The sequence below is a fragment of the Pseudarthrobacter cellobiosi genome (assembly GCF_023913755.1).
Classification (GTDB): domain Bacteria; phylum Actinomycetota; class Actinomycetes; order Actinomycetales; family Micrococcaceae; genus Arthrobacter; species Arthrobacter cellobiosi.
The window spans coordinates 122,698-149,493 of the sequence record NZ_JAMXBJ010000043.1 but is presented as its reverse complement, the minus strand read 5'-3'; the positions used below and the strand labels follow the sequence as shown (position 1 = coordinate 149,493).

Sequence of the window (26,796 nt, the reverse complement as noted above, 5' to 3'; positions counted from 1 at the left end):
AATGACGGGCGAACCCAACACCAGGACCATCACCGTTACCGGGACGGGGACGGCTGAGGCGCCACCCGACTTACTGACGATTTCTGTGGGCGTCGAGTGCCGGCGGGACAGCGTGGGCGCCGCCTACGCGGATGCGGGAACAGCATCCGGGGCTGTATCCGGTGCGCTCCGCCGGCACGGCGTGGCTGACGCGGACATCCGGACCTCCGGGCTGAATGTCCGGCCGGAGGTCGTCTGGCGCGACGGCGGGGGCCAGCAGGTGACCGGGTACGTGACCTCCAGTGTGCTCACCGTGCGCCTGCGGCAGGTGAGCGCGGCGTCCGCTGTCATAGCGGCCGCAGTAGATGCCGGCGGCGATGACGTGCGCCTGAACGGACTCGAGCTTGGCTTCTCGGATGAGTCAGCCGTCGCTTCCCTCGCCCGGGAAGCTGCCTGGCAGGATGCCGCTGCCAGGGCCGAACAGTTTGCATCCCTGGCGTCCGCGCGGCTTGGCGCGGTGATGTCCGTTGCCGAGCGCCCCGATGCGCCCGGGCCGGTTCCGGTGGCGCGGATCCAGCGCGCCGCCGCCAGCGAAGCCATCAATGTGGAAGCGGGCCACGCGAGCATTAACGCCAGCGTCACCGTGGTGTGGGAACTGCAGGCCTGACGTTTCCCGTGGGAAGTAAAGGGTGACGGTTCCCGTGGGAAGTCCAGGGTCCAGGGTTCCGCAGGGCCGGAGGTGAGCCCGGCGTGCGGACTTCCGCAGCGCCCGGCCCTTGACTTAAGTTCGAACATATATTCGAATGGGGGATATGAGATGGGATGCACAAGCACTGATGCCCCGGCCCGCCGATGACCTCGGAAGTGGCCCATCACCTGCCCTGCTCCCCCTTGCCGGGTTGGTCCGTTCTGTGACCACCCCCGAATTCGCCGGCATCACCTTCCATGAGGTCACCGCCAAATCGGTGCTCAACAAGGTGGTGGCCGGGTCGCGGATGCCGTTCGAATGGACCGTGAACCCGTACCGCGGCTGCAGCCATGCCTGTGTTTACTGTTTTGCGCGCAAGAGCCACACGTACCTGGACTTTGACGCCGGGCTGGATTTCGACAGCCAGGTGGTGGTCAAGGTCAATGCCGCCGAGATCCTCCGGAAGGAGCTGGCTAAGCCGTCCTGGGGCCGCCACCAGGTGGCGCTTGGCACCAACACGGACCCCTACCAGCGGGCCGAGGGCCGCTACCAGCTGATGCCGGGAATCATCACGGCGCTGGCTGACTCAGGCACGCCATTGTCCATCCTCACCAAGGGGACGTTGCTGGCCCGGGACATTCCGCTCCTGAAGAGGGCTGCCGCCCAGGTGCCGGTAGGGGTGGGCATTTCCCTGGCCATGACGGACGAGGCACTCTCGGAAGCTGTGGAACCAGGCACGCCGGGGCCGCGTGCGCGGCTGAAACTCGTCTCCCGCTTGCGCGAGGCCGGGCTCCCCTGCGGCGTTATGGCGATGCCCATCCTGCCGTGGCTCTCTGACAGCGACGAAGCGCTCGATGCCCTCTTCAGCTCCCTGGCCGCAGCAGGAGCCACGGGGGTGACGGCCGGCGCCCTTTACCTGAAGCCGGGTACACGCGAGTGGTTTATGCAGTGGATTGCCAAGAACCATCCGGAACTGGCTGGCCGCTACCGGCGCCTCTACGAAACAGGGTCCTACGCGTCCAAGGAATACCGCACGTGGCTCGCCGCCAAAGTCCGCTACTTCAAGCAGCGGCACGGCTTCACCAGCGGCCACGGTTTCAGCCACCGCGATCTGGCGGACGATCCCCGCGGCGAGGAAGCCCAGTATCCGGAAGGAATCCTGCCTGTCCCCGGGACAGCAGGCGCTGACTTTCGGAACGCCGACGAAGCAACAGCGCTCCGTCAACCTACCCTGTTCTGACGTCAGGATTTCAACGCGCGTGCGTGTCTGGCTGCTGCGCGCTGAGTGAGTGCAGGAGGGCTTCGACAATGGGGAAATCGGCCGGGATCCAGAGCAGGTCCAGCACTTCCCGGTGGTCCGTCAGCGCGACCCAGCGTAATGCGTCGTGGTCCTCGAGGGGTTGCGGCTCGCCCTGGATAATTTCGGCCAGCCAGACCCGCATGCTTGCCCGGTCGTTCAGCCGCCATCCGGTGGCCGCCGCTGCCGGGAGCTCGAGCCCCAGCCGGACACGCACGCCGAGCTCCTCACTCAGTTCCCGGTGCAATGCGGCCTCGCATTCCTCACCGGCATCCACTTTTCCGCCGGGAAATTCCCAAAATCCGGCGAACTGCTCGGGAGCAGTCCGCCTAGCCACCAGCATGCGCGCAGGGTTCGCCAACGAGTCCACTATTGCTCCGCCAACTACCTGTATCAGTCCACTCACCGCCCCAGTCTATGAGGGAGAATGGTTTGGGGCCTTCCCCCAGCATCCCCTTTGAAAAGCAGGCACATGAGCAGCGTCGTCCAAACCTCCACCGCTTCCAGGGCGAAGACTCCGCACGTTGGCGCAGCAATTTTGGCGCTGGCTATGGGCGGCGTCGGCATCGGTGTCACGGAGTTCACCATGATGGGCCTGTTGAAAGAGGTGGAACAAGGACTCCGCATCAGCACCCCGGAGGCCGGGCACCTCATTTCCGCCTATGCCCTCGGAGTCGTGGTGGGCGCGCCGCTGCTCGCCGCAGTCGGTGCCAAACTGCCACGCAAACACCTCGCGCTCGGCCTCATGCTGTTCTTCACGCTGGCCAACCTGACCTCCTATCTTGCTCCCGACTACGGCAGCATGCTGGTTTCCCGGTTTGCAGCCGGACTGCCGCACGGTGCCTTCTTCGGGGTCGCGGCCGTGATCGCCGCCTCCCTGGTTTCCCCCACCCGTCGCGGTTGGGCCATCTCCATGGTGATGGCGGGCCTGTCCGTTTCGAACGTCATCGGCGTACCCGCGGCCACCTGGGTCGGCCAGACCTTTGGCTGGCGGCTGCTGTTCCTCCTCGTAGGAGGCATTGGCTTGCTGACGCTGGTCCTGCTGTGGCGCTATGTTCCGTACCAGGCACCTCATCCTGACGCGAGCATCCGCCGCGAACTCGGTGCGCTCAAACGGCTTCAGGTGTGGCTGGCCATCCTGATCGGCATCGTGGGCTTTGGTGGCTTCTTCGCGACCTACACCTACATTGCCCACACCATGACCCTGGTGGCCGGGATTCCGGCGTCGCTGCTGCCCATTGTGGTAGCACTCTACGGGCTGGGCATGGTGGCGGGTACGGTCGTCGGCGGCAGGCTGGCCGACAAGTCGGTGATGGGGACGCTGTACTGGGTCCTGCCCGGGATCGCCGTCGCACTGGTGGTTTACGCGGTGGCTGTGCACTGGCCCTGGTCAGCCCTGGTGATGGTCTTTGTGGTGGGAGCGTCCGGCTCCATGCTGATCCCGGCCTTGCAGACCCGTTTGTTGGATGCGTCGCCGGACGCCCCCTCCCTCGCTTCTTCGCTCAACCACGCCGCGCTTAACGTTGCCAATGCCCTTGGCGCCTTCCTGGGGGGCGTAGTGATCGCCTGGGGCTGGGGCTTCGTGGCACCCGCGCTCGTGGGCGCCGTGTTGGCAGTCCTGGGCTTTGGCATCGCGGTGACCAGCGGCGTCCTGGAACGCAAAAAGCCGCTGGCCGCCTGATACTGGGAACGGGCGGGCAGCGGCTTCACCGAAGCATTCGGTGCGCTGAGGCAGGAGCGTCAGGCCTGCAGGTCCTGAGCCCCGGCCTCCGCGGCTATCTGGCCGGCACTGGGAACCTGACCGGCGCCTGAGTCCTCGTCCGTGCGACTGTCCTCGCGGTGCAGATCCGGTTCGAGGTAGATCACCCGGGCCATCGGAACGGCCGTGCGGATTCGGGACTCTGCACTATCAATCGCGGCGGCGATGTCCCGGCCGGTTTCTGCGGCACTCACGGAGATCTTGGCGGCCACCAACAGCTCCTCCGGTCCGAGGTGAAGGGTCTTGAGGTGGATGATGCGGTTGTGTCCCCCGGCCTCGATGGCCTCACTGATGCGGGCCACGTCATCCCGGGTGGCGGACTCGCCCAGCAGCAGGGACTTGGTTTCGATAGCCAGCACCACAGCGATGGCCACGAGCAGCAAGCCGATCATGCCGGTACCCGCGGCGTCCCAGATCCCGTTGCCGGTGACGAGGGTCATGCTCACACCCACGAGCGCGAACACAAGGCCAAGAAGCGCCCCGAGGTCTTCCAGCAGGATGACCGGCAGCTCCGGCTGCTTGGCCGTGCGCACAAAGCTCACCCAGCCCTGCTTGCCGCGGACGTGGTTAGATTCGATGATGGCGGTCCGGAACGAGAAGGACTCAGCAACAATGGCACCGATCAGCACCGCCAGAGGAACCCACCAGAAGTCCCCTTCGATGGCGTGCGGGTGCTGCAACTTCTCCCACGCTTCGAACAGTGCGAAAAGCCCGCCCACGCTGAAGAGCACGATCGAGACGATAAAAGCGTAAATGTAGCGTTCCCGGCCATACCCGAACGGGTGCTCTAGGCTGGCAGCCTTCCTGGCGCGCTTGCCGCCGATCAGGAGCAGCAGTTGGTTGCCCGAGTCGGCCACGGAGTGGATGGCTTCGGCCAGCATTGACGAGGATGCCGTCAGAAAAAAGGCCACGAATTTCAGGACGGCGATGGTCAGGTTTGCGGCTAGGGCCGCGACGATCGCCTTGGTACCGCCATTTGCAGCCACGGAGGCTTCTCCTCTTCACAGGTTTCAAGAACAAGCAGGGATATTCGCGGCGCCGCAGTCGGCTCCGCCCACGAACACCGTACCTTTTCGGGTGCAGAAGACGCATCCCTGACATGCACTAAGCCTGCTGACATTAGAAGGGCCGTATGTTAGCTTGAACACTAATCGGGACGTTTAATCCCGACGAATATGAAGGAGGAGACATGGGTTTTCTTGCTTGGATTATTCTCGGCCTCATCGTAGGGGCCATCGTTAAAGCCGTTATGCCGGGCAAAGTCGGCGGCGGCTGGGTGACGAGTCTCGTGCTCGGCGTGGTCGGCGCAATTGTAGGCGGCTGGATTGGCAGCCTCCTGTTCGGCAAGGGTGACCTTGCCTTCTTTGATCTGGGTACTTGGATCCTGGCTATCGTAGGCGGCCTGGTAGTTGCCGGCGTCTACGGCGCCATCACGGGACGCAGCAAGAGCACCCGGGCGCCCTGATTACCCACACCTCATCTGATTCATACAGCAAGGGCCCCGGAGAACGTCCGGGGCCCTGCCTTTAGGTCACGTATTCAGTCACGCTTTCTGGGACCTGGCACTCGCGTAGAGGCACACTGTTGCCGCTGTGCCGAGGTTCAAGCTTTCCGCTGCGCCGTAAACGGGCACGGCCACCCGGTGATCGGCCAAGGCCAGTTCATCTTCGGCGAGCCCCTGCGCTTCGTTTCCGAATAGCCACGCTGTGGGCCCCTCCAAGGCGAACAGCGATTCGACGCCAGGGCCTGCGATCCGGCGGGCGGCGTTTTCGTCCTGGAGCGTATCCAGGTTGACGTCACCGTCGCCGTCGGCGGCCAGTATGCCAATCCCCCGCGCGCGGCAGGCGGCTGCCACGTCCCCAATATCGGCGCCCAGGACGACGGGCAGATGGAACAGGGAACCGGCGGTGGAACGGACCGCCTTGGGGTTATAGATGTCAACGCTGGACGAGGTCAGGATGACGGCGTCCGCCCCTGCCGCGTCAGCTGCCCGGAGCACGGTGCCGGCGTTGCCGGGGTCCCGGACCTGACACAGCACTGCAATCAGCCGCGGGCCTGCGTCGAGGACCTGCTTAAGGCTCACGTCCAGGAAACCGCAGACCGCGAGAATGCCCTGCGGGGTTACCGTGTCCGCCATCGCGGCCAGCACTTCGTCGGTAGTAAGGTATGCGTCAATGCCCTCCGCGAGAGCCTCCAGGTCCGGGTGCCGGTCGAGGCAGGCCTCGCTCGCGTACACCTCATAGACGACGCCGGGCTCCCCCGCTGCAATCCTTTTCTGGTGCAGGGTCAGGGCCTCACGGACAGCCTGGGGACCCTCCGCCAGAAACTCGCTGCGCTTTAAACGGGCCGGGCGCCCGGCAAGCTGTGCCACCTTCCTCACCCGATCAGCTCGGGGGTTGGAGAGTGGAAAGTCTTGCGGGCGCCCGGTTTCGTTCATATAAGAACCTTAGTGGCTTCAGCCACCAGTCCTCGAACTGGCGTGGGTGCTACTTGGCAGCTACGTCAGCGGCAGGCTTTGCAGCCTTGGCCTTGGGTGCCTTGGCAGCCTTGGGGGCTGCAGCCTCGACGGCCGGAGCGGACGTGTCAGCAGGCAGGGAATCCTTGGCGATCTTCACCAGCGCGGCGAATGCGTTCGCATCCGAAACGGCCAGCTCAGCAAGCATACGGCGGTCAACCTCAACCTCAGCGGCCTTCAGGCCCTGGATCAGACGGTTGTAAGTCAGGCCGTTGGCGCGGGATGCAGCATTGATGCGCTGGATCCACAGGCGGCGGAAGTCGCCCTTCTTCTTCTTGCGGTCGCCGTAGCTGTACACAAACGAGTGCAGCAGCTGCTCTTTGGCCTTGCGGTACAGGCGTGAACGCTGTCCACGGTAGCCCTTTGCGCGTTCAAGGATAACCCGGCGCTTCTTGTGGGCGTTGACCGCCCTCTTCACACGTGCCACGTGCGTACTCCTTCGAAAATTCTGATCCCAAGCATCTACTGCCGGAACAACCGGCTGGCCTGAGAAGCCTTTTTGGTAGTTGACTGCTGCCAGGTGGCATCAGTCAGAGAACTTGGAACTTAGATGCCGAGCATCTTCCGGATGACCTTAGCGTCACCCTTGAAGACAATCTTGTCGCCGGCGAGGCGACGAGTCAGCCTGGAGGACTTGTGCTCAAGGTAGTGGCGGCGGTTGGCCTGCTGGCGGCGCAGCTTGCCGCTGCCGGTCAGCTTGAAGCGCTTCTTAGCACCACTGTGGGTCTTCATCTTCGGCATGGGAACCGATCTCCTTACGTGTCCACAGACATTGTCTGCAGTTCTTTCGAGCAGCCACCCCTGCAGGCGGCATGCTGGTTGCGTACTGCAGGAGGATAACCTCCCGCAGCTTTGAACTAGGTAGTCTTCTTGCCAGCCGGCTTCGGAGCTGCCTTGGGGGCAGGCCTTGCAGCAGGCTTCGGCGCTGCCGGCCGGGCGATCGGCTTAGGCATCGGCACCGGCGGCCTCGGGGCTGCCGGAGCCGCAGCTCCGGCGGGCTTGGCAGCGACAGGAGCCTTGACCGGCGCCGGGGCTGCCTTGGGAGCCTCACGCTTGGGAGCAGCAGCCCTCGGGGCAGCCTGCTTGGGCGCCTCCTGGACGGCGGCTTCCTTTACGGGGGCTGCCTTCGCGGCGGCTTCCTGGACGGGAGCCTCCTTCGCGGCGGCTTCCTGGACGGGAGCCTCCTTCGCCGGAGCTTCCTTGACAGGTGCTTCGGCTTCCGGAGCGGCTTCAACAGGCGTTTCAGGCTGTGCCGGAGCTTCGGTTTCCGGCTCCGTGGTGATGGCGAAACCTTCCGGAAGAAGGTCAGCCAGCGACTGCGTCAGCGGTGCCTGGTCGTCGCCGGAGACGTCGATGCGGCCGCCGCCCGTAGCTTTCGCTTCGTTCTGCGCCTTGGCCTCTGCACGCTGCGATGCGCGGCGTGCCTCAGCCTTGGCTTCGGCCTTGTTCTTCAGCGGGCCCACAACCATGACCATGTTGCGGCCATCGATACGCGGGCTGGACTCAACAACGCCCACTTCGGCGACATCGTCAGCGAAGCGCTGGAGCAGGCGGATGCCCATTTCCGGACGCTGCTGCTCACGGCCGCGGAACTGGATCATGGCCTTGACCTTGTCACCGGCACCGAGGAAGCGCAGTGCATGGCCGCGCTTGGTCTCGTAGTCGTGGGTGTCAATCTTGAGGCGGAAGCGGATTTCCTTCAGAACAGTGTTGGTCTGGTTCTTCCGTGCTTCACGTGCCTTGACGGCGGCCTCGTACTTGTACTTGCCGAAGTCCATCAGCTTGCACACCGGAGGCTTGGCCTGCGGTGCAACTTCAACGAGATCAAGATCGGACTCGGCAGCCAAACGCAGGGCATCGTCAATACGGACGATTCCTACCTGTTCACCTGCAGGACCGACCAACCGCACCTCGGGGACGCGGATACGCTCATTGATTCTTGGCTCGCTAATGTTAAAGCTCCTGTGATTGATGTGGTATTCCACCGGCAAATAGAGAAGGCCCCCAATTGCCGGAGCAATCGAAGGCCTCGATGATCGGATGCACCGACCTCACTAGAGGCAGTGCGCACTTCCCCAGGCTCAACGCCTGAAAGAACTGTCCGACCGATACCCGGCAACCTTGCTTCCTCAGGAATTACTTCCGCCGGGAAAACGGCTGACGCGGGTGGGAGGGTACTCCGCTTGCAAACTGCATGTCATTCTACAGAACAAATCCCGCCTAACGCAGCTAAGCGTTGATGGGACCTTCCACAGCAAAATAACGACATCCAGTCGGTCTGTGACAAGCTTACCAGTATGAGCACCCCAGACAGTAATTCACACGTTTTCGAGGCCCCGGCCGCCAAGGCTGACGTGTCCCAGCAAATCCGCGATATATCGGAGGTGCCGGCCATCGAGGTCATCACCACGGCCGCAGTGCACTTGATGAGCGCAGCCGCGGTCAAGCTGGGCCTCGCCGCCGAGGACAATGCCGAGGAACTCAAGGACCTGGACGAGGCCCGCAAGCTCATCACCGCCCTTGCCGGACTGGTGACCTCAGCGGCCCCCGAAATCGGATCCCAGCACGCCGGCCCGTTGCGCGATGGCCTGCGTTCCCTGCAGCTCGCGTTCCGCGAGGAATCCGTCATCCCGGATGCCCCGGGCAAGGGCCCGGGCGAGAAGTACACCGGCGCCGTCAACTAGCCCCAACGAGCAAACTTCACAAAGTACGACGACGGCGGCGGACGGTCCACACGGACCCTCCGCCGCCGTCGTCGTTCAGGCAGCGGCGCGGCGGCGGTGCGCCTGGAGCAGCAGTCCCACAACGCAGAACAGAACGCCGGCCACGCCCACGGAGATAAATCCGCCGGAGGGCCCCATCCCGTCGATGAAAATCCCGGCAAGGGGCGCCCCGAGCGCCACGCCGGCAGTCAGCGCAGAGCCGTACCAGCCCATTGCCTCGCCGCGGCGGTCCTCCGCCACCAGGTCTGCCACGTGTTCGGAGGCGGCCGACAGGACGGGGGCGCACAACAGGCCCGGAAGGATCGAGACGACGGCCAGCGTCCAGGTGCCTTGGGCGAAGCCCATCGGGATAGTCAGGGCCGCCATCCCCAGCAGCAGGAGGATCGGAGAAACTGGACGGTGCATGGCCCCGTAGACAAGTCCGCCGACTACCGATGCGGCGCACCAAAAGAGGAACACAATGCCGATTTCGCTCTGGTGCCCGCCGGTTTCCAGGGCAGCAACAATGCCAACGTCGGTGCCGCTGAGCACCATGCCGGTTCCAGCCGCCACGGCGAAGACGGCCGCGACAGTGGCCGTGAGCCAGGCGAAGTTGTGGGCCACCTTGCCGCGCAGCCCCGCCGGCCCACTCCCGGCGCGTTCTGCCCCGGCCGGGACGAGGTCTGCCGCTGCTTCCTGGAGGTGGGCCGGCGCGGCGGAAACCACAGCCACTTCCGCGGCGTGGCGCTGGTCTGCCTCGCTTTCCTCAGTCTGCGAGGCACTTCGAGTGGGCGGGTTAAACCAGATGAGGAACAATCCGGCCAGTGACGTGGAAACACCCACCACCGTGAGTCCCAGAACGGTGAAGCCGCCGGTGGCCACAACGGCTCCGGCGGCGGGCCCGATCATAAACACCATCTCTGTGGCGATCGAGTCCAGTGCAAAAGCGGTCCGCCGCTGGTCGCCGTCCGCGAGTACGCCTAGGGACTGGCGGATCACGCTGAAGATCGGCAGCGTCAGCAGGCCGCCGACAAACACCAGCGGAAGCAGCCACTGGTAGGACACGTGCGGCACTATGGACCAGATGAGGGCCTCTGATACCACTGACGGAATCAGCGCCCGGCGCAGGCCAACAGTGTCCACGCGTCGGCCGCGCCATGGTGCGCCAACGGCAATGCCGATGGTCATAACAGCCGCTGCGGCACCGGCCGCTGCGTAGCCCTGGTCCAGGGTCAGCACGATGTGCAGGGTCAGCAGCATGCCTGCCGCCGAGTGGGGGATGCGGGCGACCATGCCGACCAGCAGCAGCCGCCGGATGGGCTGGTCGGCCAGCAGCTCCCGGTAAAGAGCGAAGTTCACGGAAAATCCTTTGGGTCTGCCCGCGGCAGCCCGGGATCTCCGCGCCAACCGTCAGCTATTGTGCTGCGCGCCGCAACTTGATTTCGATCGAGTCAACACGCTCTCCAAACAATACATTCCGGGACCATGCCTGTTGGAGCCCGGACACCAGGTCCTGGACTGCCGGAGCGTCCAACCCCTCCTCAAGGTGGAGCAGCACCTGAAGTTCCGGCCCGGCACCGCCCCCGGTGAGCCTGGCACCCGTACCGGAGAGGACGGCGACGCCGGAACCCGGGAGGAGGGCAAGCTGGCGTACAGCCGGGAAGGCGGCCGTTACCTCAGCCATCTCAGCTGCCAACGCCGCATCTGTGTAGGAAGGGATCCACTCCCGTTGTTGGGCCAGCGCCCAGACGGCGGGCCGCCGGACCACGAACGTGACCTCCGAGCCCGGATCGAGCACCAGCAACTCGGCCCCCTCAGCCACGGCTGAGAGGGCGGCCCTGGCGGCGTAAACCGCCACCGGCCGGGCTTCGGGATGCCAGGCAGCCAAAGCAACCGCCGAGGTGAAGGCCGGCATGGCCGTCCGGCCGTCGGCGGCCTTCAGGGTGACCATCGCCATGTCCGCCTGCTTGTCCGCCGTCAGGCCGTCGACGCCGGCCGCTTCCTCGCCAAGCTGCGCGATGATCGGGATAAACACGCGGGCGGTGGCCAGCGAAGCCACCACAGCCGCTTCGTCGCCGTTGCCGTCAACCAGGGCCGCGACGGCGGCGAGGTAGCCGGCGTCGGCCGTTCCGTCGTCGTCCTCAAAGTTGTGGATCCTGCCGTCGTCCCCGGCGAGGCTCCGGCCTTTCCATGGCTGGCCGGCCGAGTCAGTACGGCCACCCGCGCCCGCCAATGCCGCGGCAATGTGTCCGGGCAGATGGCGCGGCGGCGGCGATTCCGTTGCCGGGTCGGCGTTGTGCGTGCTGTCCACGGAAACTGCCTAGCGGCGTCCGGCGACGTCGAGGGCTTCGGGGAGCGTGAAGGCACCGGCGTACAGCGCCTTGCCCACGATCGCGCCCTCCACGCCCAGCGGCACCAGGGAGCGCAGCACTTTCAAGTCGTCCAGGCTGGAGATGCCGCCGGAGGCGACCACCGGCTTGCCGGTCTTCTCCACCATCTGGCGCAGGAGTTCAACGTTGGGGCCCCGCAGCGTGCCGTCTTTCGTGACGTCCGTGACAACGTACCGGGAGCACCCGGCTTCTTCGAGCCGGCCCAGGACCTCCCAGAGGTCGCCGCCTTCCTTGGTCCAGCCGCGGCCTGCCAGAGTGGTTCCCCGGACGTCGAGGCCGACGGCGATCCTGTCGCCGAAGCGTTCGATGGCACTGCGGGTCCACTCGGGGTTTTCCAGCGCCGCCGTGCCGAGGTTAACGCGGGCCACGCCGAGGGCCAGCGCCGCCTCGAGGGATTCATCATCCCGGAGTCCGCCGGAGAGCTCCACCTTGATGTCCAACCGGCCCACCACTTCACGGAGCAGCTCGGCGTTCGAGCCCCGGCCGAACGCGGCGTCGAGGTCCACCAGGTGCACCCATTCGGCGCCCTGCTCCTGCCAGTTGAGGGCTGCCTCCAGCGGAGTGCCGTAGCTGGTCTCGCTGCCGGCCTCCCCTTGGACCAGCCGCACGGCCTGTCCGTTTACGACGTCGACGGCGGGCAGCAGTTCAAGAACCGGCAGATCGGTTGCGGTGGTCATCTCAAATCCTCTTGGGTGTTGGGTTGCTCGTGGAAGCAGAACTGGTCAATGCGTGGGCTAGGTTCCAGGAAGCGTCAGCAGGTAGGCGGCCAGCAGCGCCATACCGGCCAGGACGTAGAAGCCCACCTGGGTCCACAGCGGTTTGTGCTGCTGCCTGAAGGACAGGGCGCCGCCCACCAGGACGCCGGCCAGGCCCATCAGGACAATCGACCACATCTAGGCGGCGTCCGTGGCAGCTGGCTTGCGAAGGCCGTCTACCCAGTTGCGCAGCAACCGTGCACCGGCGTCGCCGGATTTTTCGGGGTGGAACTGGGTAGCGCAGAGCGGTCCGTTTTCCACTGCGGCGATAAAGCGGGCGCCGTGCTCTGACCAGGTCACCAGCGGCGCAGTCATCCGCGGCTGGATCACGTCGAAGTTCCACTCCTGGACACCATAGGAGTGAACGAAGTAGAAGCGCTGGTCCGCGACGCCGGCAAAGAGCTTGGACCCTGCCGGAACGTCCACGGTGTTCCAGCCCATGTGCGGCACCACCTCGGCGGGAAGGAGTTCCACCTTGCCCGGCCACTCCCCCATGCCTTCGGCTTCTGTTCCGTGCTCAACCCCGGCCTCGAACAGGACTTGCAGGCCGACGCAGATTGCCAGCACCGGCCTGCCCCCGGCCACGCGTCTGCCGATCAGCCGGATGCCGTCCACGGCCTTGAGCTCGCGCATAACAGTCTCGAACGCGCCGACGCCGGGTACTACCAGGCCGTCAGCATTAAGCACGTCCTCGGGCTTGGAGCTGAGGACGACCTGGGCCCCCGCCCGTTCAAGAGCCCGCACGGCGGACCGGACGTTTCCGGAACCATAGTCCAGAACGGTGACCGTAGGCTTGCCTTCGGGCGATACGGGCTTCATACCGGCGGCCGGATCGATGACGGCGCCGCCCCGGAGGATTTGGCCGCTCACAAGGCACCCTTGGTGGAGGGGATTCCCTCCACGCGGGGATCGGGTTCGACTGCAGCACGCAGGGCGCGGGCGAAGGCTTTGAACTGTGCTTCCACAATGTGGTGCGGGTCGCGGCCCGCGATGACGTTCATGTGCAAGCAGATGCCTGCGTGAAGCGTGATGGCCTCAAAAACGTGGCGGGTCAGTGACCCGGTGAAGTGGCCGCCGATGAGGTGGTACTCCTGCCCGGCAGGCTCGCCGCCGTGCACCAGGTAGGGGCGGCCGGAGACGTCGACGACGGCGTGCGCCAGGGCTTCGTCGAGGGGCACGGTGGCCTCGCCGAACCTGCGGATCCCCGCCTTGTTGCCCAGCGCGGTACGCAGCACTTCACCGAACGTGATGGCGACGTCCTCCACCGTGTGGTGGACGTCAATGTGGGTGTCACCGGTGGCCTTGACCGTCATGTCAATGAGCGAGTGCTTGCAGAGCGCCGTCAGCATGTGGTCGTAGAACGGGACAGACGTGTCGATGTCCGATACGCCCGTGCCGTCGAGGTTAATCTCCACGAGCACTGACGATTCACTGGTGGCACGCTCCATGCGTGCGGTCCGGGGCTCGGCAGCGTTCGATCCGGTGGAACTCATGGTCATATGTCCTTTAAGCGAAGTCAGTGGTGCGTAAGCGAAGGAGATGTGCCGGCGCGCGGCGGCGCCGATACTTCCAGTTTAGGCGGGCAGCTTGGCCTGACGGGCCAGGATGCGTTCCAGCGACGTCAGGAACGCTGTGGTCTCCGTCTCAGTTCCCGCCGTGACACGCAGGTGGCCGGGGATGCCGACGTCGCGGATCAGCACGCCGTCGTCCAGCAACTGCTGCCAGACGTCATGCGGGCTGTCGAGGCCGCCGAAGAAGACATAGTTCGAATCGGAGGCGGCAGGCTTGAGGCCCATGCGGGTCAGCTCCGACACTATGCGGTCGCGCTGCTCCTTGATGTCCTCGACGTCGGCCATCAGCGCAGTGCGGTGCTGCAGGGCGGCGAGGGCTGTTGCCTGGGTGATGGCCGAAAGGTGGTACGGCAGCCGGACCAGGCGGAGTGCGTCCGCGACTTCAGGAGCGGCGGCCATGTAGCCCAGGCGGGCGCCCGCGAGGGCGAACGCCTTGCTCATGGTGCGGGACACAATGAGGCGCTCCCGGCCGGGGAGCAACGTAAGGGCGCTGGGCGTTCCATCGTGGGCGAACTCGTGGTACGCCTCGTCAACGATCACGATGGTCTGACTGGCCTCGCCGGCCTCGTACACGGCCTCCACAACGTCCAGGCCCAGGCCCGTGCCGGTGGGATTGTTCGGCGAGCAGAGGAAAACGATGTTGGGCTGAAGCTCTTTGACCTGCAACGCAGCCGACTCGGCACTGAGCCCGTAATCACCGGCCCGCTGCCCGACGATGTACCCGGTGTCCGTGCCGCTGGCCAGGAGCGGATACATGGAGTACGTCGGCGGGAATCCCAGGGCCGTCCGCCCGGGTCCGCCGAAAGCCTGGAGGATCTGCTGGAGGACCTCGTTGGACCCGTTGGCCGCCCAGATGTTGGTGGCATCAAGACCGTGGCCGAGATATTCGGCCAGCGCTTCCCGGAGTTCGGTGAACTCACGGTCCGGGTAGCGGTTGAGGCCTGCCGCGGCTTCCGTCACGGCCACGCTGATCGCTGCCCGTACGTCCGCCGGGACGCCATGGGTGTTTTCGTTGACGTTCAGCAGGATAGGTACATCCAGCTGCGGGGCACCGTACGGAGTCAGTCCGCGGAGGTTGGTCCGGAGGGGAAGTCTGTTCAGACGCTCTAGCTGGTCATTCACCTGAACAGTTTAGGTCCGAAGCAGACGGCCGGAAAATGTGACGGCCTGCGGCGGCACACGCCCGAGCCTGCAGGCTCTTTACTTGGTGGGGACGAAGAGCTCCTGTCCGGGGACAACGCCCCCGGCGGAAAGGTTGTTCAACTGGGCAATATCCGCGATGACATCACGGGGATCACGCTCGGGCGCCACGGTACTGGCAATGGCCCAGAGTGACTGGCCGGCCTGCACCGTGACCGAGACTGTTGGCGTTAGTGACAGGTCGGCGGCAGAATCGGCCGCCTTTGCCGGGGCGTTGAGGAAACCTGCCAGGGAAAGCAGGATTGCGGCAAGGATCACCAGCGGGATGCCGATGAGGACAATCCGGCCCCTGCGGGTCAGGCGCAGCGGCGGCAACGATTCCCTGCGCTGCCTTGGCGCCGAACCCGTCGTCGAAACGGGTGCGGACCACTGCCGCGAGGTGAGGTCCTGCACGGAAATGAGCTGCGGACGCGAGTCCTGCGAAGCAGATATAGCTGACATGAAATGAGCCCTCCTGGACCATACTGTGCTGCCCGGCGCGCCCTCCGCGTCCACTTGCCGGTACCGGCCTGAGCCGTCCGTAAATTCGAATATTCGAATCCGCAAGCAACGAGTAGAACACATGTTCGAACTTTGCTTCTTCATTTTTAGCACTTATCAACGAATATTGTCGAGACTCGCTAGAACAAATGTTTGAAAAAGGCCTGTGGCTGGCCTACGTTTGGATCAAAGAACAACCACCTCTGTAGTTGATCAGCAGGGTCTGACAATCAACTCCGACACCAGCCCCGGGGCGTTCCAGGCACCAGCGGCCGGAGCGGAGCCGGGCAACCGAAAGGCATTGGCGAACATGGCAGCACCAGCCGCCGAGGGCAAGGCGACACCGCAGCGCCGCCAGCCCCCACGGACCCCCAAGGGGCTCACCGCCCGCCAAAAGAAGATCCTTGAAACCATCCAGCGCTCGGTGAATGACAACGGCTATCCGCCGTCGATGCGTGAAATCGGTGACACCGTGGGCCTGGCGAGTTTGTCCAGCGTGACCCACCAGCTGTCGCAGCTGGAGAAGCTGGGATACCTGCGCCGGGACCCCAAGCGTCCGCGCGCCATGGAAGTCCTAATGCCGTTGACGCTGGACGGGGGGTCCACTAAGTCCAACGGGACAACCAAGCCCTCAGTCCTGCACGGCATCGGCGGAACGGTCACCGAACTGCCCTCTGCCATGGACACCGCCATGGTGCCGTTGGTGGGCCGGATCGCGGCCGGCGGGCCCATCCTTGCTGATCAGGTTGTGGAAGACGTGATGCCGCTGCCCCGGCAGCTCGTGGGCCAAGGTGAGCTCTTTATGCTGCGCGTGGCTGGCGACTCCATGGTGGACGCTGCCATCTGCGACGGCGACTGGGTAGTGGTCCGACGGCAGGCAGACGCCTCCAACGGCGATATTGTCGCGGCACTGCTGGACGACGAAGCCACCGTCAAGACCTTCCGCCAGCGCGATGGCCACACGTGGCTGTTGCCGCAGAACACCCAGTACGAGCCCATCCTGGGCGATCACGCCACGATCATGGGCAAGGTCGTCTCGGTACTGCGGTCGCTATAGGATGCCAGCTGGCGCTTCACGCGCTGGCTAGGACGGGCTCTGGCTTGTAGGACCCGCGCAGGGTCCGCGCTCAGTCAGGCGCCTTTCCCGGCCAGCCTTTCCAGCGCTGCGAACGCTGTCTTCCGGTCCGTGGTGGGCCAGAACGGCGGCAGCGCGGCGCGGAGGAATCCGGCGTAACGCTCGGTGGCAAGCCGGGAATCAAGCACGGCCACCACGCCTTTGTCTCCGGTGGAACGGATCAGCCTACCCGCGCCCTGGGCCAGGCGGATGGCCGCGTGGGTCGCCGATACCGCCATAAAGCCGTTTCCGCCGGCCTGCGCAACGGCGCGGGACCGTGCGGTCATCAACGGATCATCCGGCCGCGGGAACGGAATGCGGTCAATCACCACAAGCCGGCATGATCCGCCCGGAACATCAACACCCTGCCACAGGGACATGGTGCCGAACAGGCAGGTATCTGGCTCGTCCGCGAACTGCTTCACCAGTGCCGTCATGGTGGAGTCGCCCTGGCAGAGAATGCTGAGGCCAAGCCGGGGACGCATCGCCTCCGCGGCTTCCTCAGCGGCACGCCGCGACGAAAACAGACACAGGGCGCCGCCGCCGGACGCCCGGATCAGCGCCTCAAGTTCATCGAGGGCCTCCGGCGACGCCCCGCGGCCTGGCTTGGGGAGGTGCCCCGCGACGTAGAGGATCCCCTGTTTGGGATAGTCAAAGGGCGATCCGACATCGATCCCGGTCCAGCTCGGTGCGCCCTCCCCCACCAGCCCCAAGCCCCCGGCGGCCGGTTCAAAGGCTGAGCCGATGGCAAGCGTCGCTGAGGTCAGCACCACGGTGTGGCCGGCAAACAGCCCTTCGCGGAGCTTGCCGGCAACGCTGAGCGGCGCGATGTTGACCAGGACCGGCGCAGAGTCGTCGGGCTGCGCATAGCCCTGTTGCGGATCGAAGGAACTTGCCCGGGAAAACCACACCACTTCGCGGTTCTCACGGGCCACGATCAACCGCTCGCACAGTTCGAGGATCAGCATCAGGCGTGAGCGCGCTAGCTGCCGCCCGCCGTCGGCCGTTTGGCTGCCGTCACCCTTGGAGTCGGACAGGGCAGCGCGGCAGGCCTCACGCAGCTGGTCCACACAATCCAGCTGTTCGTCGTTGAGGCCGTTTGGGAGCAGCCCGTTAGGCACCCCCGCCAGGGCGAGTTCCAGGTTGGCGGCGGCTGCGTTGAGGGCATCCACGGTGATGGCCGTGTGTTTCCGTGCGCCCGACGCGGCAGCATGGACCATTGCCACGGAAAGTTGCCCCGACACCGCACCGGTGACGCGGTCCTGCAGTTCGTGCGCCTCGTCCACCACCACAACGTCGTATTCGGGAAGCACTGCCAAGCCTTCAAAGGCGCTGACGGCGAGCATGGCATGGTTGGTGACCACGACGTCGGCCTCGGCGGCGTCGTGGCGCGCCAGTTCGCTGAAGCATTCGGCTGCCACTGGGCATTTTTGGGCCCCCAGGCATTCCATGGACGTCACCGAAACCTGCCGCCAGGCCCGGTCAGTAACGCCGGGCAGAAGTTCGTCACGGTCGCCCGTGGTGGTCTTCTCCGCCCACTCGCGCAGGCGCACCACTTCCTTGCCGAGCTGGGACGACGGCCCGCCCAATACGGCGGCGAAATGCGGGACGCTGGTGTCTTCGCCAAGGGAGAACAGCTGGCCCTCGGCGGGTTCCTCGGAAGGGAACCCGCCAACGAGCTTGTGCTGGCAGACATAGTTGGAGCGGCCCTTGACCAGGGCCACCTTGACCGGTCGGTCCAGGGCAGGGGTGATGGTCTTCAGCAGCCGGGGAAGGTCGCGCCCCACAATCTGGGTCTGCAACGCAAGCGTGGCCGTGGACACCAAGGTGGGTTTGTTGCTCACGAGCGAGTGCGCAATGAGCGGAATCAGGTAGGCCAGCGACTTTCCGGTCCCCGTTCCGGCCTGAACCAGGAGGTGGTCGCCGGTTTCGATGGCCTTGGCCACCTGCCTGGCCATCTCGTGCTGCCCACTGCGGCTTTGACCGCCCATGCCGGCCACGGCGCGGTCGAGCAATTCGATCACGAACTGCTCGCCGGCCGTACCTTTGACTTCCCCTGCCGCAACCTCAGTCATGGTTGATGAAGGGTTCCAGTTCAGCCGCAAGGCCCTCACGCACCATCACCAAAACACGGGTACCGTGCTCGCCGTGATCCAGGCTCAGGATCTCGGCATCGGTCTCGTGCAGTTTGCTGATCAGGTCACCGCGGTCGTAGGGAATAAGGAGCTCCAGCTTCACGCCGGGCCGCGGAATCCCCTCACTGATGGCATGCAGCAGTTCGGGGATCCCCTGGCCTGTGCGTGCCGAGACCACTACGTGGCGCGGCTCGCGCTGCTTGAGGCGCTCCACCACAAAAGGATCCGCGGCATCGGCCTTGTTCAGGACAATGATTTCGGGCACCTTGCGGGCATCCACTTCGCTGAAGACCTTGCGGACAGCGGCAATCTGGCCCTCGGGGTCCGGGTGGGACACGTCCACCACGTGCAGGATCAGATCCGCGTCAGCCACTTCCTCCAACGTGGAGCGGAAGGCCTCCACCAGCTGGGTGGGCAGTGAACGGACAAAACCCACGGTGTCCGCCAGGGTGTAGCCGAGGCCATCGGAGGTCTCTGCCTTTCGCACGGTGGGATCCAGGGTGGCGAAGAGTGCGTTCTCCACCAGCACGCCGGCGTCGGTCAGCCTGTTCAGCAGCGATGACTTCCCGGCGTTGGTGTACCCGGCAATCGCAACCGAAGGCACTGAATTACGACGGCGGTTGGCCCGCTTGGTTTCCCGTGCCGGCTTCATCGCAGCGATCTCGCGCCGCAGCTTGGCCATGCGGGTCCGGATCCGGCGGCGGTCCAGCTCGATTTTCGTTTCACCCGGTCCGCGCGAACCCATGCCGGCGCCCGCGCCGCCCACCTGGCCACCGGCCTGGCGGGACATCGATTCACCCCAGCCACGCAGTCGTGGCAGGAGGTATTCGAGCTGCGCCAGCTCCACTTGGGCCTTGCCTTCACGGCTCTTGGCGTGCTGGGCAAAGATGTCCAGGATCAGGGCCGTGCGGTCAATGACTTTGACCTTGACGATGTCCTCGAGACTACGGCGCTGGGACGGTGCCAGCTCGGCATCCACCACAACGGTGTCAGCCCCCGTGGACATCACGATTTCCTTGAGCTCAAGGGCCTTTCCGGAACCCAGGAACGTGCCCGGGTCCGGTTTGGCACGGCGCTGCACCATCCCGTCCAAGACTTCGGAGCCTGCTGTTTCGGCGAGGGCGGCGAGCTCACGCAGTGAATTCTCCGCGTCCGCCAAGGTGCCTTCGGACCATAGCCCGGCCAGCACCACACGTTCGAGCCGCAGTTGCCGGTATTCGACTTCAGTGACGTCTTCGAGTTCGGTGGACAGGCCAGCCACGCGCCGCAGTGCCCGGCGTTCCTCCCGGTCCTGCTGGTCGCCGTCGTAGCTGGTGTGTTCGTCGTCCAGGCGGGAGATCGCCTGAGCCCTGCCGAACACGGCCTTGTCACCGTCTGCGGCGGTGACGTTCCTGGCCGGTACGTCCTTGGCGAGAATCCGGTCGATGACAGCTTGGATCTCCTCGGGACTCATGTCCTGGGCTGCTGGATCGGAACCGGTGTTGGGCTGGCTGGTCATGGTCTCCTTTGAAGTTTCGGCATTTTCAGAATAGTGCCGATCGTTGGTCAATGGTGAAGTATTCGCGCTGGGCTGACGGCTTGCAGTCATCCGGGCCTCCTGGTCTGCTGCGTGCACCGGTCAGCACCGTGGCGCAGGGAGTCTCCGCATCCGGGAGATGCGTGGAGTGGTGGAAAGCGCGGGCAAAACAGCAAGGGACCGGCAGCGGCAGATCGCTCGAGTATTGCCCGGCGGCATAACGGGTACGAAAGACCTGTTATGTGGCGCACTTGCGGAAGGTTAATACCTGCATCGCTGCGGGGCACGGCTTCGGGACAGGCGGCGTCCGGGAGGGACGCCGGCCGTGCCGGCTACTCGAAGATCAAGAACATGGGTTCAAGATTAGCAGAAGCGGTGGCCGCGGTTTCGCATTGACCACCCCGGCCAACTAATCTGGCCAGTTATGGAGTCCGCACACTATTTCAGCGCATCGCCCGCCGGGCCGTTCACCCGTAAACCGCTCACAGTGGAACTGGCCGGCGAGACGCGCACGCTGCAGACGTCCGGCGGCATCTTCAGCCCCGACGGCATCGACAAGGGGACAGCTGTGCTCCTGGCTGAGGTCCCGGCCCCGGACCCCACAGGCAACCTCCTTGACATCGGCTGCGGCTGGGGGCCTATTGCCCTGACCCTCGCATTGCGGGCGCCGCATGCCAAGGTGTACGCCGTGGATGTCAATGAACGCTGCATCACGCTCACCAATGAGAATGCGGCCCTGCTGGGCCTGGGCAACGTGTTGGCCAGCGCGCCTGACGCGGTGGACCCTGAGCTGCGCTTTGACACGATCTGGTCCAACCCGCCCATCCGGATCGGCAAGGATGAACTCCACAGCCTCCTGAAGATGTGGCTGCCCCGGCTGGCGCCGGGCGGCTCCGCGTGGCTGGTGGTCCAAAAGAACCTGGGCTCGGATTCGCTTCAGCGCTGGCTGTCGACGGAGCTGGACGCATCGTTCGCCGTAAGCCGGGAGTCCACGTCCAAGTCCTTCCGGATCCTTCGGGTCAGGAAAGCGTCCCAGTAGCCACAATCTCGGCGGGCCCGCTGAGCTCGACGTGCTCGTGCCCGCCCGCTCCGGCGAAGAACTTAACGCCGACGACGCCGCCCGGCACGTTGACCAGCCAGGAGTCCGGCGCTTCCGCCCCTGCCCAGTGCCTGATGGCCACTGCGGCCGCGCACGCGCCTGTTCCGCAGGACTGGGTTTCGCCCACGCCCCGCTCATGGACGCGCATGGTGACGGTGCCGATCCCGTTGTGGACCAGCGGTTCAGAAGGCACCACGAATTCAACGTTGGTTCCATTGGCGGGAACCGGATCGACCTGCGGAGCCGTGTAGAGCCTGGTGGCTTCCAATTCGGACAGTTCCGCCAGTGCCACCACGGTGTGAGGGTTGCCCATGCTGACTGACAGGGCCGGGCGGGGCACTTCCAAGCCGTCCGCGGTTACCAGCGAATCCATGCCTTTGGCGGTCGCGTCGCCGGGGAAAATGAACTCCCACCGCCCCATGTCCACCGCGTAGCTGTCCCCTGTCCGGACCACGGTCTTGACGCCGCCGCGCGTCCCGATGGTGAGCGCGCCGCCGTCGGGCAGGTCAACCAGGCCTTCGGCACGCAGGAAGTGCACAAAAACGCGTACCCCGTTGCCGCACATTTCCGAGAGTGACCCGTCGCCGTTGCGGTAGTCCATGAACCACTCCGCTTCCGGGCTGCTCAGCAGCAGCTCGCGGCCTTCGGAGAGGTACCGGGAGGGGACGGCCCGGATCAGGCCATCGCCGCCGATCCCGCGGTGACGGTCGCACAGGGCGGCTACCTGGCCGGCGTCGATGGTGTAGACGCCGTCGGGATCAGCGATCAGCACAAAGTCGTTACCTGTGCCATGGCCCTTGGAGAAGCGGAGACCGCCCAAAGTGCGGAAGGCGGGCTCTGTGATCTCTGCGGGAGTTGCGTCCATGGTCCTAGATTACCGGCTGAGAGCCACGGCCTGGGCCGCAAGGTCCGGCGCTTGCCAGTCCAGCCAGGTGATGCGGGGATCGGCACGGAACCACGTGAGCTGGCGCCTGGCAAACTGCCGGGTGGCCACAATGGTGTCCTCGGCCGCCTCGGCAACTGTTGAGCCGCCGTCGAGCATTTTCAGGAACTGGGCATAGCCCAGGGCCCGCGGCGCAGTTTTGCCGGCGCGGAGACCCAGCGCGTCCAGCCGGCGCACTTCCGCCAACAGTCCCTGGTCCACCATGTTGTGGACGCGCAGTGCCAGCCGTTCACGGAGGATGTCGCGGTCCACGGCCAGGCCGATCTGGACGGCAGGCTGGAAATACTCGCGCTGGGGCATAAAGGAGCTGAAGGGCCGGCCGGTGAGCTCGTGGACTTCGAGCGCCCTGATGATCCGGCGCGAATCGGAGACACGGCCCGCGGACACCGTATCCACCTCCCGGAGCCGCGCCAGAAGGGCATCCTGGCCGGCTTCCTCAAGTTCGGCCTCAAGCCGTTGCCGGAGGACGGGATCCGTGCCGGGGAATTCGAGGACGTCGAGGGCAGCCCGCACGTAGAGACCCGAACCGCCCGCGAGAATGGCGCGCTTGCCACGCGCGTGGATATCGCTGACGATGCTCCGGGCCTGCTGCTGGAAGTCTGAAACGCTGGCCTCCTCCGTGACATCCAGGATGTCCAGAAGGTGGTGGGGAACGCCCTTGCGTTCTGTCGGCGTGATCTTGGCAGTGCCTATGTCCATCCCGCGATAGAACTGCATGGCATCGGCATTGATGACCTCGCCGTCCAGTTCCAGGGCGATGTTCACGGCCAGATCGGATTTACCGGACCCTGTGGGACCAACGACGGCAATAACCGGAGGCTGGGCCACCGGTCAGCGGCCCCGGACCGGCAGCGTGGGCATACCCAGCGAGACTCCGGTCCGGCCGACGCCGCCTGCGGCAGCCGGCACGGGAGCGCCGCACGAATCTGCCTGGGACCTGTCCCAGGCGTCCCCCGCGCGGGAACGTCGCAGGCTGTAGTCCTGCACCGACGGGTCAGCCACAAGGTGGAAGGCTGCGGCTTCGGTGATGGTCACGGTGACAAGGTCGCCGGGACGCGGCGCCTCTGCCCCATCGGGAACAGAGAAGTGCACCAGCCGCTGGTCCTGGGACCGGCCGGACAGCCTGTGGGTTTCTTCGGACTTGCGCCCTGAATGGGCAGTGACCATCACCTCCACCCGGCGGCCAAGCTGCGTGGCGTTTTCCTCGGCGGCAATCCTGTCCTGCAGCGCGGTCAGGCGTTCAAAACGCTCCTGGACCACGGCCTTGGGAAGCTGGTCCGGCAAGTCCGCGGCCGGAGTGCCCGGACGCTTCGAATACTGGAAAGTGAAAGCCGTGGCGAAGCGCGACTGCTCCACAACGTCAAGGGTGGCCTGGAAGTCTTCCTCGGTTTCGCCGGGGAAGCCGACAATGATGTCAGTGGAGATGGCGGCGTGCGGGATCTTCTCGCGGACCTTATCCAGGATGCCCAGAAACTTGGTGGACCGGTAGGACCGTTTCATGTCCTTCAGGACTTTGTCCGACCCGGACTGCAGCGGCATGTGCAGCTGCGGCATCACGTTGGGGGTTTCGGCCATGGCGTCGATGACGTCGTCGGTGAAGGCGGCAGGGTGGGGGCTGGTGAAGCGGACCCGCTCCAGGCCTTCGATTTCCCCGCACGCGCGCAGGAGTTTGGAGAACGCCTGCCGGTCACCGAACTCAACACCGTAGGAGTTCACGTTCTGGCCCAGCAGGGTGACTTCGATGGCGCCATCATCCACCAGGGCCTGGATTTCAGCCAGGATGTCGCCCGGGCGGCGGTCCTTTTCCTTCCCGCGCAGGGCCGGGACGATGCAGAACGTGCAGGTGTTGTTGCAGCCGACCGAGATGGAGACCCAGCCGGAATAGACCGAGTCACGCTTGGTGGGCAGGGTGGAGGGGAAGACGTTCAGGGATTCGAGGATCTCCAGCTGGGCTTCGTTGTTGTGACGGGCCCGGTCCAACAGGGCCGGTAGCGCCCCGACGTTGTGGGTGCCGAAGACTGCGTCCACCCATGGAGCCTTCTTGAGGATGGTCTCGCGGTCCTTCTGGGCCAGGCAGCCTCCCACGGCGATCTGCATCCCGGGGTTGGCCGCCTTGACGGACGCCAGCATGCCCAGGTTGCCGTAGAGCTTGTTGTCCGCGTTTTCGCGGACCGCGCAGGTGTTGAACACCACGACGTCGGCCTGCTCACCGCTGGCCGGCACGTAGCCCGCGTCCTCGAGCATGCCGGCCATCCGCTCCGAATCATGCACATTCATCTGGCAGCCGAACGTTCGCACCTGATAGGTACGGGGCTGCTGGAGGGCTGGGTCGGATGTCGGGGCGGTACCGGATGCGGGGGAAGGAATGGTCAAACTCACCTGTTAAGGGTACCGGGTCGCCACGGTTACGGGGTTGGCGGGAGGCGCCGCTTCACCGAGCCTACAGATCCGGCAGGCTCTCCAGTGACTCTGCCTGGCTATCCGCACGCGCGTCGAGTACCTCTCCGACGATCCGGAACGCCTGCGACGGCTGATAGCCCTTACGGGCCAGCATCGACGCCAGCCGCCGGGTGATCTTGTCCCGCTCGGCGCGGTCCGACAAATCCGTGCCTGCCCGGAGCTTCCGCTCCACGAGGAGCCGGGCAGACACTTCTTCGTCCGCGTCGGAAAGCTGTTCCAGCGCGGCGGCTGCGGTGTCCGGGTCAATTCCCTTGTCCGCCAGCTCGCGCCGGAGGGCCCCTTTGGCGAGCTTCCGAGACTGCGACCGGCTGCGCACCCACATGTCGGCGAACTCGGCGTCGTCAATGAGGCGGACCTCCTGGAAGCGGTCCAGGACGGCTTCGGCCACGTCCTCCGGAATGTTCCGCTCCGCCAGTTTTCGCGACAGCTGCAGCCGACTCTTGGCGGAACTGGTCAGCTGCCGGAGCACGATGGCCCGCGCCACGGACGCGGGATCCGGTTCGGCGTCCGCGGCGATGGCAGCATCCGGATGGGGTCCGTCCGGCCCGAAGCCGGGACGTCCACCGCCCCGTCTCCGCTGCCGTCGTCCCGATCCGGCGTCCTGCCCGGCCGCACGCCATCCGGCGCTCTGACCGGCTGTCAGGTCAGGGGCGTCCCTAGAAGCCGTCAACAGCCTTCAGCTTTGGTGTGTCTTTGGCATCGGCTTCGGCGGGCTTGACTACCCCGACGCCAAGCTTCTCCTTGATCAGGCGCTCCAGTTCGGTCGCCAGCTCGGGGTTGTCGCGCAGGAACCTGCGGGAGTTCTCCATGCCCTGGCCAAGCTGGTCGCCGTCGTACGTGAACCACGAACCCGACTTCTTGATGATGCCGTGCTCCACGCCCATGTCGATGATGCCGCCCTCGCGGGAGATGCCTTGGCCATAGATGATGTCGAATTCGGCGATCTTGAAGGGCGGGGCCATCTTGTTTTTGACGATCTTGGCCTTGGTGCGGTTGCCGACGGAGTCGGCACCCTCCTTGAGCGTCTGAATCCGACGGACGTCGATGCGGATGGACGCGTAGAACTTCAGGGCCTTACCGCCGGTGGTGGTTTCCGGGGAGCCGAAGAACACGCCGATCTTTTCACGGAGCTGGTTGATGAAGATGGCGGTGGTTTTGGTCTGGCTCAGGCGGCCGGTGATCTTACGCAGGGCCTGGCTCATGAGGCGGGCCTGCAGACCCACGTGGCTGTCGCCCATGTCGCCCTCGATTTCCGCACGCGGCACCAGGGCAGCAACAGAGTCGATGACGATGACGTCCAGCGAGCCGGAGCCGATGAGCATGTCCATGATTTCCAGGGCCTGCTCGCCTGTATCCGGCTGCGAGACCAGGAGTGCGTCCGTATCCACGCCCAGCCTGGCGGCGTATTCGGGGTCCAGGGCGTGCTCGGCGTCGATGAAGGCGGCAATGCCGCCCAGGCGCTGTGCGTTGGCAACGGCGTGCAGGGCCACGGTGGTCTTACCCGAAGATTCCGGGCCGTAGATCTCCACGACGCGGCCGCGGGGCAGGCCGCCAATTCCCAGAGCCACGTCCAACGCGATGGATCCGGTGGGGATGACCTCGATGGGGGCACGGACTTCATCGCCCAGCCGCATGACCGAGCCCTTGCCGAACTGCTTGTCAATCTGTGCCAGCGCTGCGTCGAGCGCCTTTTGACGATCCGGGGCTGCCGCCATGGTTCACACCTCTAATGCTTTCTCGCTTTGGAGTGGCCTCAGCGGCCATTTCTTGGTCATCTCTGACGCTAATGGCACCCGCTGACATTCTGGCCGGATGACATCGCCTATGTGGATAACCACTACGAAAAGCATAGCTTTACCCGAACAGATATTCGAACAGATCCGGCGGCGTGTCAGCGCAGGAAGGGGCGCACATGAGCCTGAGGAGCGCTGTCTGGTTGGTGGCGGCGTCAGTCGCGCAGGGGTTTGACGTCGCGGCCCAGGCGCCGCTCCGGCGGCACATCCTGGACATCGCAGATGGCCAGCCACACTTGCCGGAGGCTCACTCCGGCCGCGAGGGCCTGGTCGGCGGTTCGCCCCCCGGCCCCGGCCAGGACCAGGGTGCTGCTCAAGACCCGGGAGTAGCCAGCCCCGAATTCGTCGTCCATAAGCCGCCAATAGTCACTGATCCGCACCAATAGAGTCTCTCACGTTC

Annotated in this window: 28 protein-coding genes and 2 pseudogenes; 8 read left to right on the top strand and 22 right to left on the bottom strand. The window is 65.3% G+C overall.

Translation table 11 applies throughout. From position 1 onward, the window contains the following. Nucleotide 1: 1 nt before the first annotated feature. The gene (locus tag NG696_RS10330) at nt 2-646 is read left to right on the top strand and encodes an SIMPL domain-containing protein (protein WP_252564704.1); all 645 of its coding nucleotides are present in this window, start codon (nt 2-4) and stop codon (nt 644-646) included. 145 nt (nt 647-791) lie between these two features. Then, entirely contained in the window at nt 792-1,907 is a 1,116-nt protein-coding gene (locus NG696_RS10325) for an Rv2578c family radical SAM protein (RefSeq protein WP_252575333.1), read from the top strand. 10 nt (nt 1,908-1,917) lie between these two features. On the opposite strand, the gene NG696_RS10320 is transcribed toward NG696_RS10325, so the two are convergent. Then, nucleotides 1,918-2,370 carry a (deoxy)nucleoside triphosphate pyrophosphohydrolase gene (locus tag NG696_RS10320; protein WP_252575332.1) on the bottom strand — a complete coding sequence of 151 codons (453 nt, stop codon included), beginning with the start codon at nt 2,368-2,370 and terminating at the stop codon, nt 1,918-1,920. Between the two features lie 66 nt (nt 2,371-2,436). Between NG696_RS10320 and NG696_RS10315 the strand changes: the two genes are divergently transcribed. Further along, nucleotides 2,437-3,645, top strand: coding sequence for an MFS transporter (locus NG696_RS10315; RefSeq protein ID WP_252564710.1), 1,209 nt, complete (start codon nt 2,437-2,439; stop codon nt 3,643-3,645). Nucleotides 3,646-3,704: 59 nt separating this feature from the next. Here the strand turns inward: NG696_RS10315 and NG696_RS10310 are convergent, their stop codons facing one another. Continuing rightward, complete coding sequence (locus NG696_RS10310) at nt 3,705-4,709, bottom strand: cation diffusion facilitator family transporter (protein WP_252564712.1); 1,005 nt, start codon at nt 4,707-4,709, stop codon at nt 3,705-3,707. 203 nt (nt 4,710-4,912) lie between these two features. Here NG696_RS10310 and NG696_RS10305 point away from each other — a divergent pair, with 203 nt between their 5' ends. Then, on the top strand, nt 4,913-5,188 hold the full coding sequence (locus tag NG696_RS10305) for a GlsB/YeaQ/YmgE family stress response membrane protein (RefSeq protein ID WP_056342958.1): 276 nt from the start codon (nt 4,913-4,915) through the stop codon (nt 5,186-5,188). A 78-nt stretch (nt 5,189-5,266) separates the two neighbouring features. Here the strand turns inward: NG696_RS10305 and NG696_RS10300 are convergent, their stop codons facing one another. The 3 genes from NG696_RS10300 to rpmI form a co-directional block, all read right to left on the bottom strand. Then, complete coding sequence (locus NG696_RS10300) at nt 5,267-6,160, bottom strand: TrmH family RNA methyltransferase (RefSeq protein WP_252564714.1); 894 nt, start codon at nt 6,158-6,160, stop codon at nt 5,267-5,269. A gap of 49 nt (nt 6,161-6,209) precedes the next feature. Next, nucleotides 6,210-6,665, bottom strand: a complete 456-nt coding sequence (gene rplT / locus NG696_RS10295) for a 50S ribosomal protein L20 (protein ID WP_056342954.1) — start codon at nt 6,663-6,665, stop codon at nt 6,210-6,212. A 119-nt stretch (nt 6,666-6,784) separates the two neighbouring features. Further along, nucleotides 6,785-6,979: a 50S ribosomal protein L35 gene (rpmI, locus tag NG696_RS10290; protein WP_009358635.1), complete on the bottom strand. Its 195-nt coding sequence runs from the start codon at nt 6,977-6,979 to the stop codon at nt 6,785-6,787. A 129-nt stretch (nt 6,980-7,108) separates the two neighbouring features. On the opposite strand from rpmI, the pseudogene NG696_RS21115 reads away from it, so the two are divergent. Continuing rightward, a pseudogene (locus NG696_RS21115) lies at nt 7,109-7,426 on the top strand (hypothetical protein); the annotation flags it as partial. Nucleotides 7,427-7,746: 320 nt separating this feature from the next. Here NG696_RS21115 and infC read toward each other — a convergent pair. Next, nucleotides 7,747-8,148 (bottom strand): annotated as a pseudogene (gene infC / locus NG696_RS21110) (translation initiation factor IF-3); the annotation flags it as partial. Nucleotides 8,149-8,535: 387 nt separating this feature from the next. On the opposite strand from infC, the gene NG696_RS10280 reads away from it, so the two are divergent. Next, nucleotides 8,536-8,922, top strand: a complete 387-nt coding sequence (locus tag NG696_RS10280) for a DUF1844 domain-containing protein (RefSeq protein ID WP_252575331.1) — start codon at nt 8,536-8,538, stop codon at nt 8,920-8,922. A 75-nt stretch (nt 8,923-8,997) separates the two neighbouring features. Here the strand turns inward: NG696_RS10280 and NG696_RS10275 are convergent, their stop codons facing one another. The 8 genes from NG696_RS10275 to NG696_RS10240 all read right to left on the bottom strand — a co-directional run bounded on the left by NG696_RS10275 (nt 8,998) and on the right by NG696_RS10240 (nt 15,297). Further along, nucleotides 8,998-10,299 (bottom strand): MFS transporter, encoded by a 1,302-nt coding sequence (locus NG696_RS10275; RefSeq protein WP_252575330.1) that lies wholly within the window; start codon nt 10,297-10,299, stop codon nt 8,998-9,000. 55 nt (nt 10,300-10,354) lie between these two features. Beyond that, the gene (locus NG696_RS10270; RefSeq protein WP_252575329.1) at nt 10,355-11,251 is read right to left on the bottom strand and encodes an SseB family protein; all 897 of its coding nucleotides are present in this window, start codon (nt 11,249-11,251) and stop codon (nt 10,355-10,357) included. Between the two features lie 9 nt (nt 11,252-11,260). Then, a complete protein-coding gene (priA, locus tag NG696_RS10265; protein WP_252575328.1) occupies nt 11,261-12,007 on the bottom strand; it encodes a bifunctional 1-(5-phosphoribosyl)-5-((5-phosphoribosylamino)methylideneamino)imidazole-4-carboxamide isomerase/phosphoribosylanthranilate isomerase PriA in 747 nt (248 codons plus the stop codon). Nucleotides 12,008-12,064: 57 nt separating this feature from the next. Then, nucleotides 12,065-12,223, bottom strand: coding sequence for a CG2302 family histidine operon protein (locus tag NG696_RS10260; protein WP_201762377.1), 159 nt, complete (start codon nt 12,221-12,223; stop codon nt 12,065-12,067). After that, nucleotides 12,224-12,955 (bottom strand): imidazole glycerol phosphate synthase subunit HisH, encoded by a 732-nt coding sequence (gene hisH, locus NG696_RS10255; RefSeq protein WP_252575327.1) that lies wholly within the window; start codon nt 12,953-12,955, stop codon nt 12,224-12,226. It abuts the gene before it with no gap. Beyond that, nucleotides 12,952-13,578, bottom strand: a complete 627-nt coding sequence (gene hisB / locus NG696_RS10250; RefSeq protein ID WP_252575326.1) for an imidazoleglycerol-phosphate dehydratase HisB — start codon at nt 13,576-13,578, stop codon at nt 12,952-12,954. The genes hisH and hisB overlap by 4 nt, the downstream gene beginning before the upstream one ends. 81 nt (nt 13,579-13,659) lie before the next feature. Further along, on the bottom strand, nt 13,660-14,778 hold the full coding sequence (locus tag NG696_RS10245; RefSeq protein WP_252575325.1) for a histidinol-phosphate transaminase: 1,119 nt from the start codon (nt 14,776-14,778) through the stop codon (nt 13,660-13,662). Between the two features lie 78 nt (nt 14,779-14,856). Continuing rightward, entirely contained in the window at nt 14,857-15,297 is a 441-nt protein-coding gene (locus NG696_RS10240; protein ID WP_252575324.1) for a LysM peptidoglycan-binding domain-containing protein, read from the bottom strand. 349 nt (nt 15,298-15,646) lie between these two features. On the opposite strand from NG696_RS10240, the gene lexA reads away from it, so the two are divergent. Next, a complete protein-coding gene (gene lexA / locus NG696_RS10235; protein ID WP_058929464.1) occupies nt 15,647-16,393 on the top strand; it encodes a transcriptional repressor LexA in 747 nt (248 codons plus the stop codon). A 74-nt stretch (nt 16,394-16,467) separates the two neighbouring features. Here lexA and NG696_RS10230 read toward each other — a convergent pair whose 3' ends face one another. Continuing rightward, nucleotides 16,468-18,525: an ATP-dependent DNA helicase gene (locus NG696_RS10230; RefSeq protein ID WP_252575323.1), complete on the bottom strand. Its 2,058-nt coding sequence runs from the start codon at nt 18,523-18,525 to the stop codon at nt 16,468-16,470. Then, nucleotides 18,518-20,083: a GTPase HflX gene (hflX, locus tag NG696_RS10225; protein WP_252564731.1), complete on the bottom strand. Its 1,566-nt coding sequence runs from the start codon at nt 20,081-20,083 to the stop codon at nt 18,518-18,520. The genes NG696_RS10230 and hflX overlap by 8 nt, the downstream gene beginning before the upstream one ends. Before the next feature lie 442 nt (nt 20,084-20,525). Between hflX and NG696_RS10220 the strand changes: the two genes are divergently transcribed. Next, the gene (locus NG696_RS10220; RefSeq protein ID WP_252564733.1) at nt 20,526-21,140 is read left to right on the top strand and encodes a class I SAM-dependent methyltransferase; all 615 of its coding nucleotides are present in this window, start codon (nt 20,526-20,528) and stop codon (nt 21,138-21,140) included. Here NG696_RS10220 and dapF read toward each other — a convergent pair. The 6 genes from dapF to NG696_RS10190 form a co-directional block, all read right to left on the bottom strand. After that, nucleotides 21,121-22,065 (bottom strand): diaminopimelate epimerase, encoded by a 945-nt coding sequence (dapF, locus tag NG696_RS10215; protein ID WP_252564735.1) that lies wholly within the window; start codon nt 22,063-22,065, stop codon nt 21,121-21,123. The genes NG696_RS10220 and dapF overlap by 20 nt on opposite strands. Before the next feature lie 9 nt (nt 22,066-22,074). Then, nucleotides 22,075-22,971, bottom strand: coding sequence for a tRNA (adenosine(37)-N6)-dimethylallyltransferase MiaA (gene miaA, locus NG696_RS10210; RefSeq protein WP_252575322.1), 897 nt, complete (start codon nt 22,969-22,971; stop codon nt 22,075-22,077). Nucleotides 22,972-22,974: 3 nt separating this feature from the next. Beyond that, a complete protein-coding gene (gene miaB, locus NG696_RS10205) occupies nt 22,975-24,522 on the bottom strand; it encodes a tRNA (N6-isopentenyl adenosine(37)-C2)-methylthiotransferase MiaB (protein WP_252575321.1) in 1,548 nt (515 codons plus the stop codon). 61 nt (nt 24,523-24,583) lie between these two features. Continuing rightward, nucleotides 24,584-25,087, bottom strand: a complete 504-nt coding sequence (locus NG696_RS10200) for a regulatory protein RecX (RefSeq protein ID WP_308291963.1) — start codon at nt 25,085-25,087, stop codon at nt 24,584-24,586. 172 nt (nt 25,088-25,259) lie between these two features. Then, nucleotides 25,260-26,318: a recombinase RecA gene (gene recA / locus NG696_RS10195; RefSeq protein ID WP_056342912.1), complete on the bottom strand. Its 1,059-nt coding sequence runs from the start codon at nt 26,316-26,318 to the stop codon at nt 25,260-25,262. A 233-nt stretch (nt 26,319-26,551) separates the two neighbouring features. Further along, nucleotides 26,552-26,776 (bottom strand): DUF3046 domain-containing protein, encoded by a 225-nt coding sequence (locus NG696_RS10190; protein ID WP_252564741.1) that lies wholly within the window; start codon nt 26,774-26,776, stop codon nt 26,552-26,554. Nucleotides 26,777-26,796 lie beyond the last annotated feature (20 nt).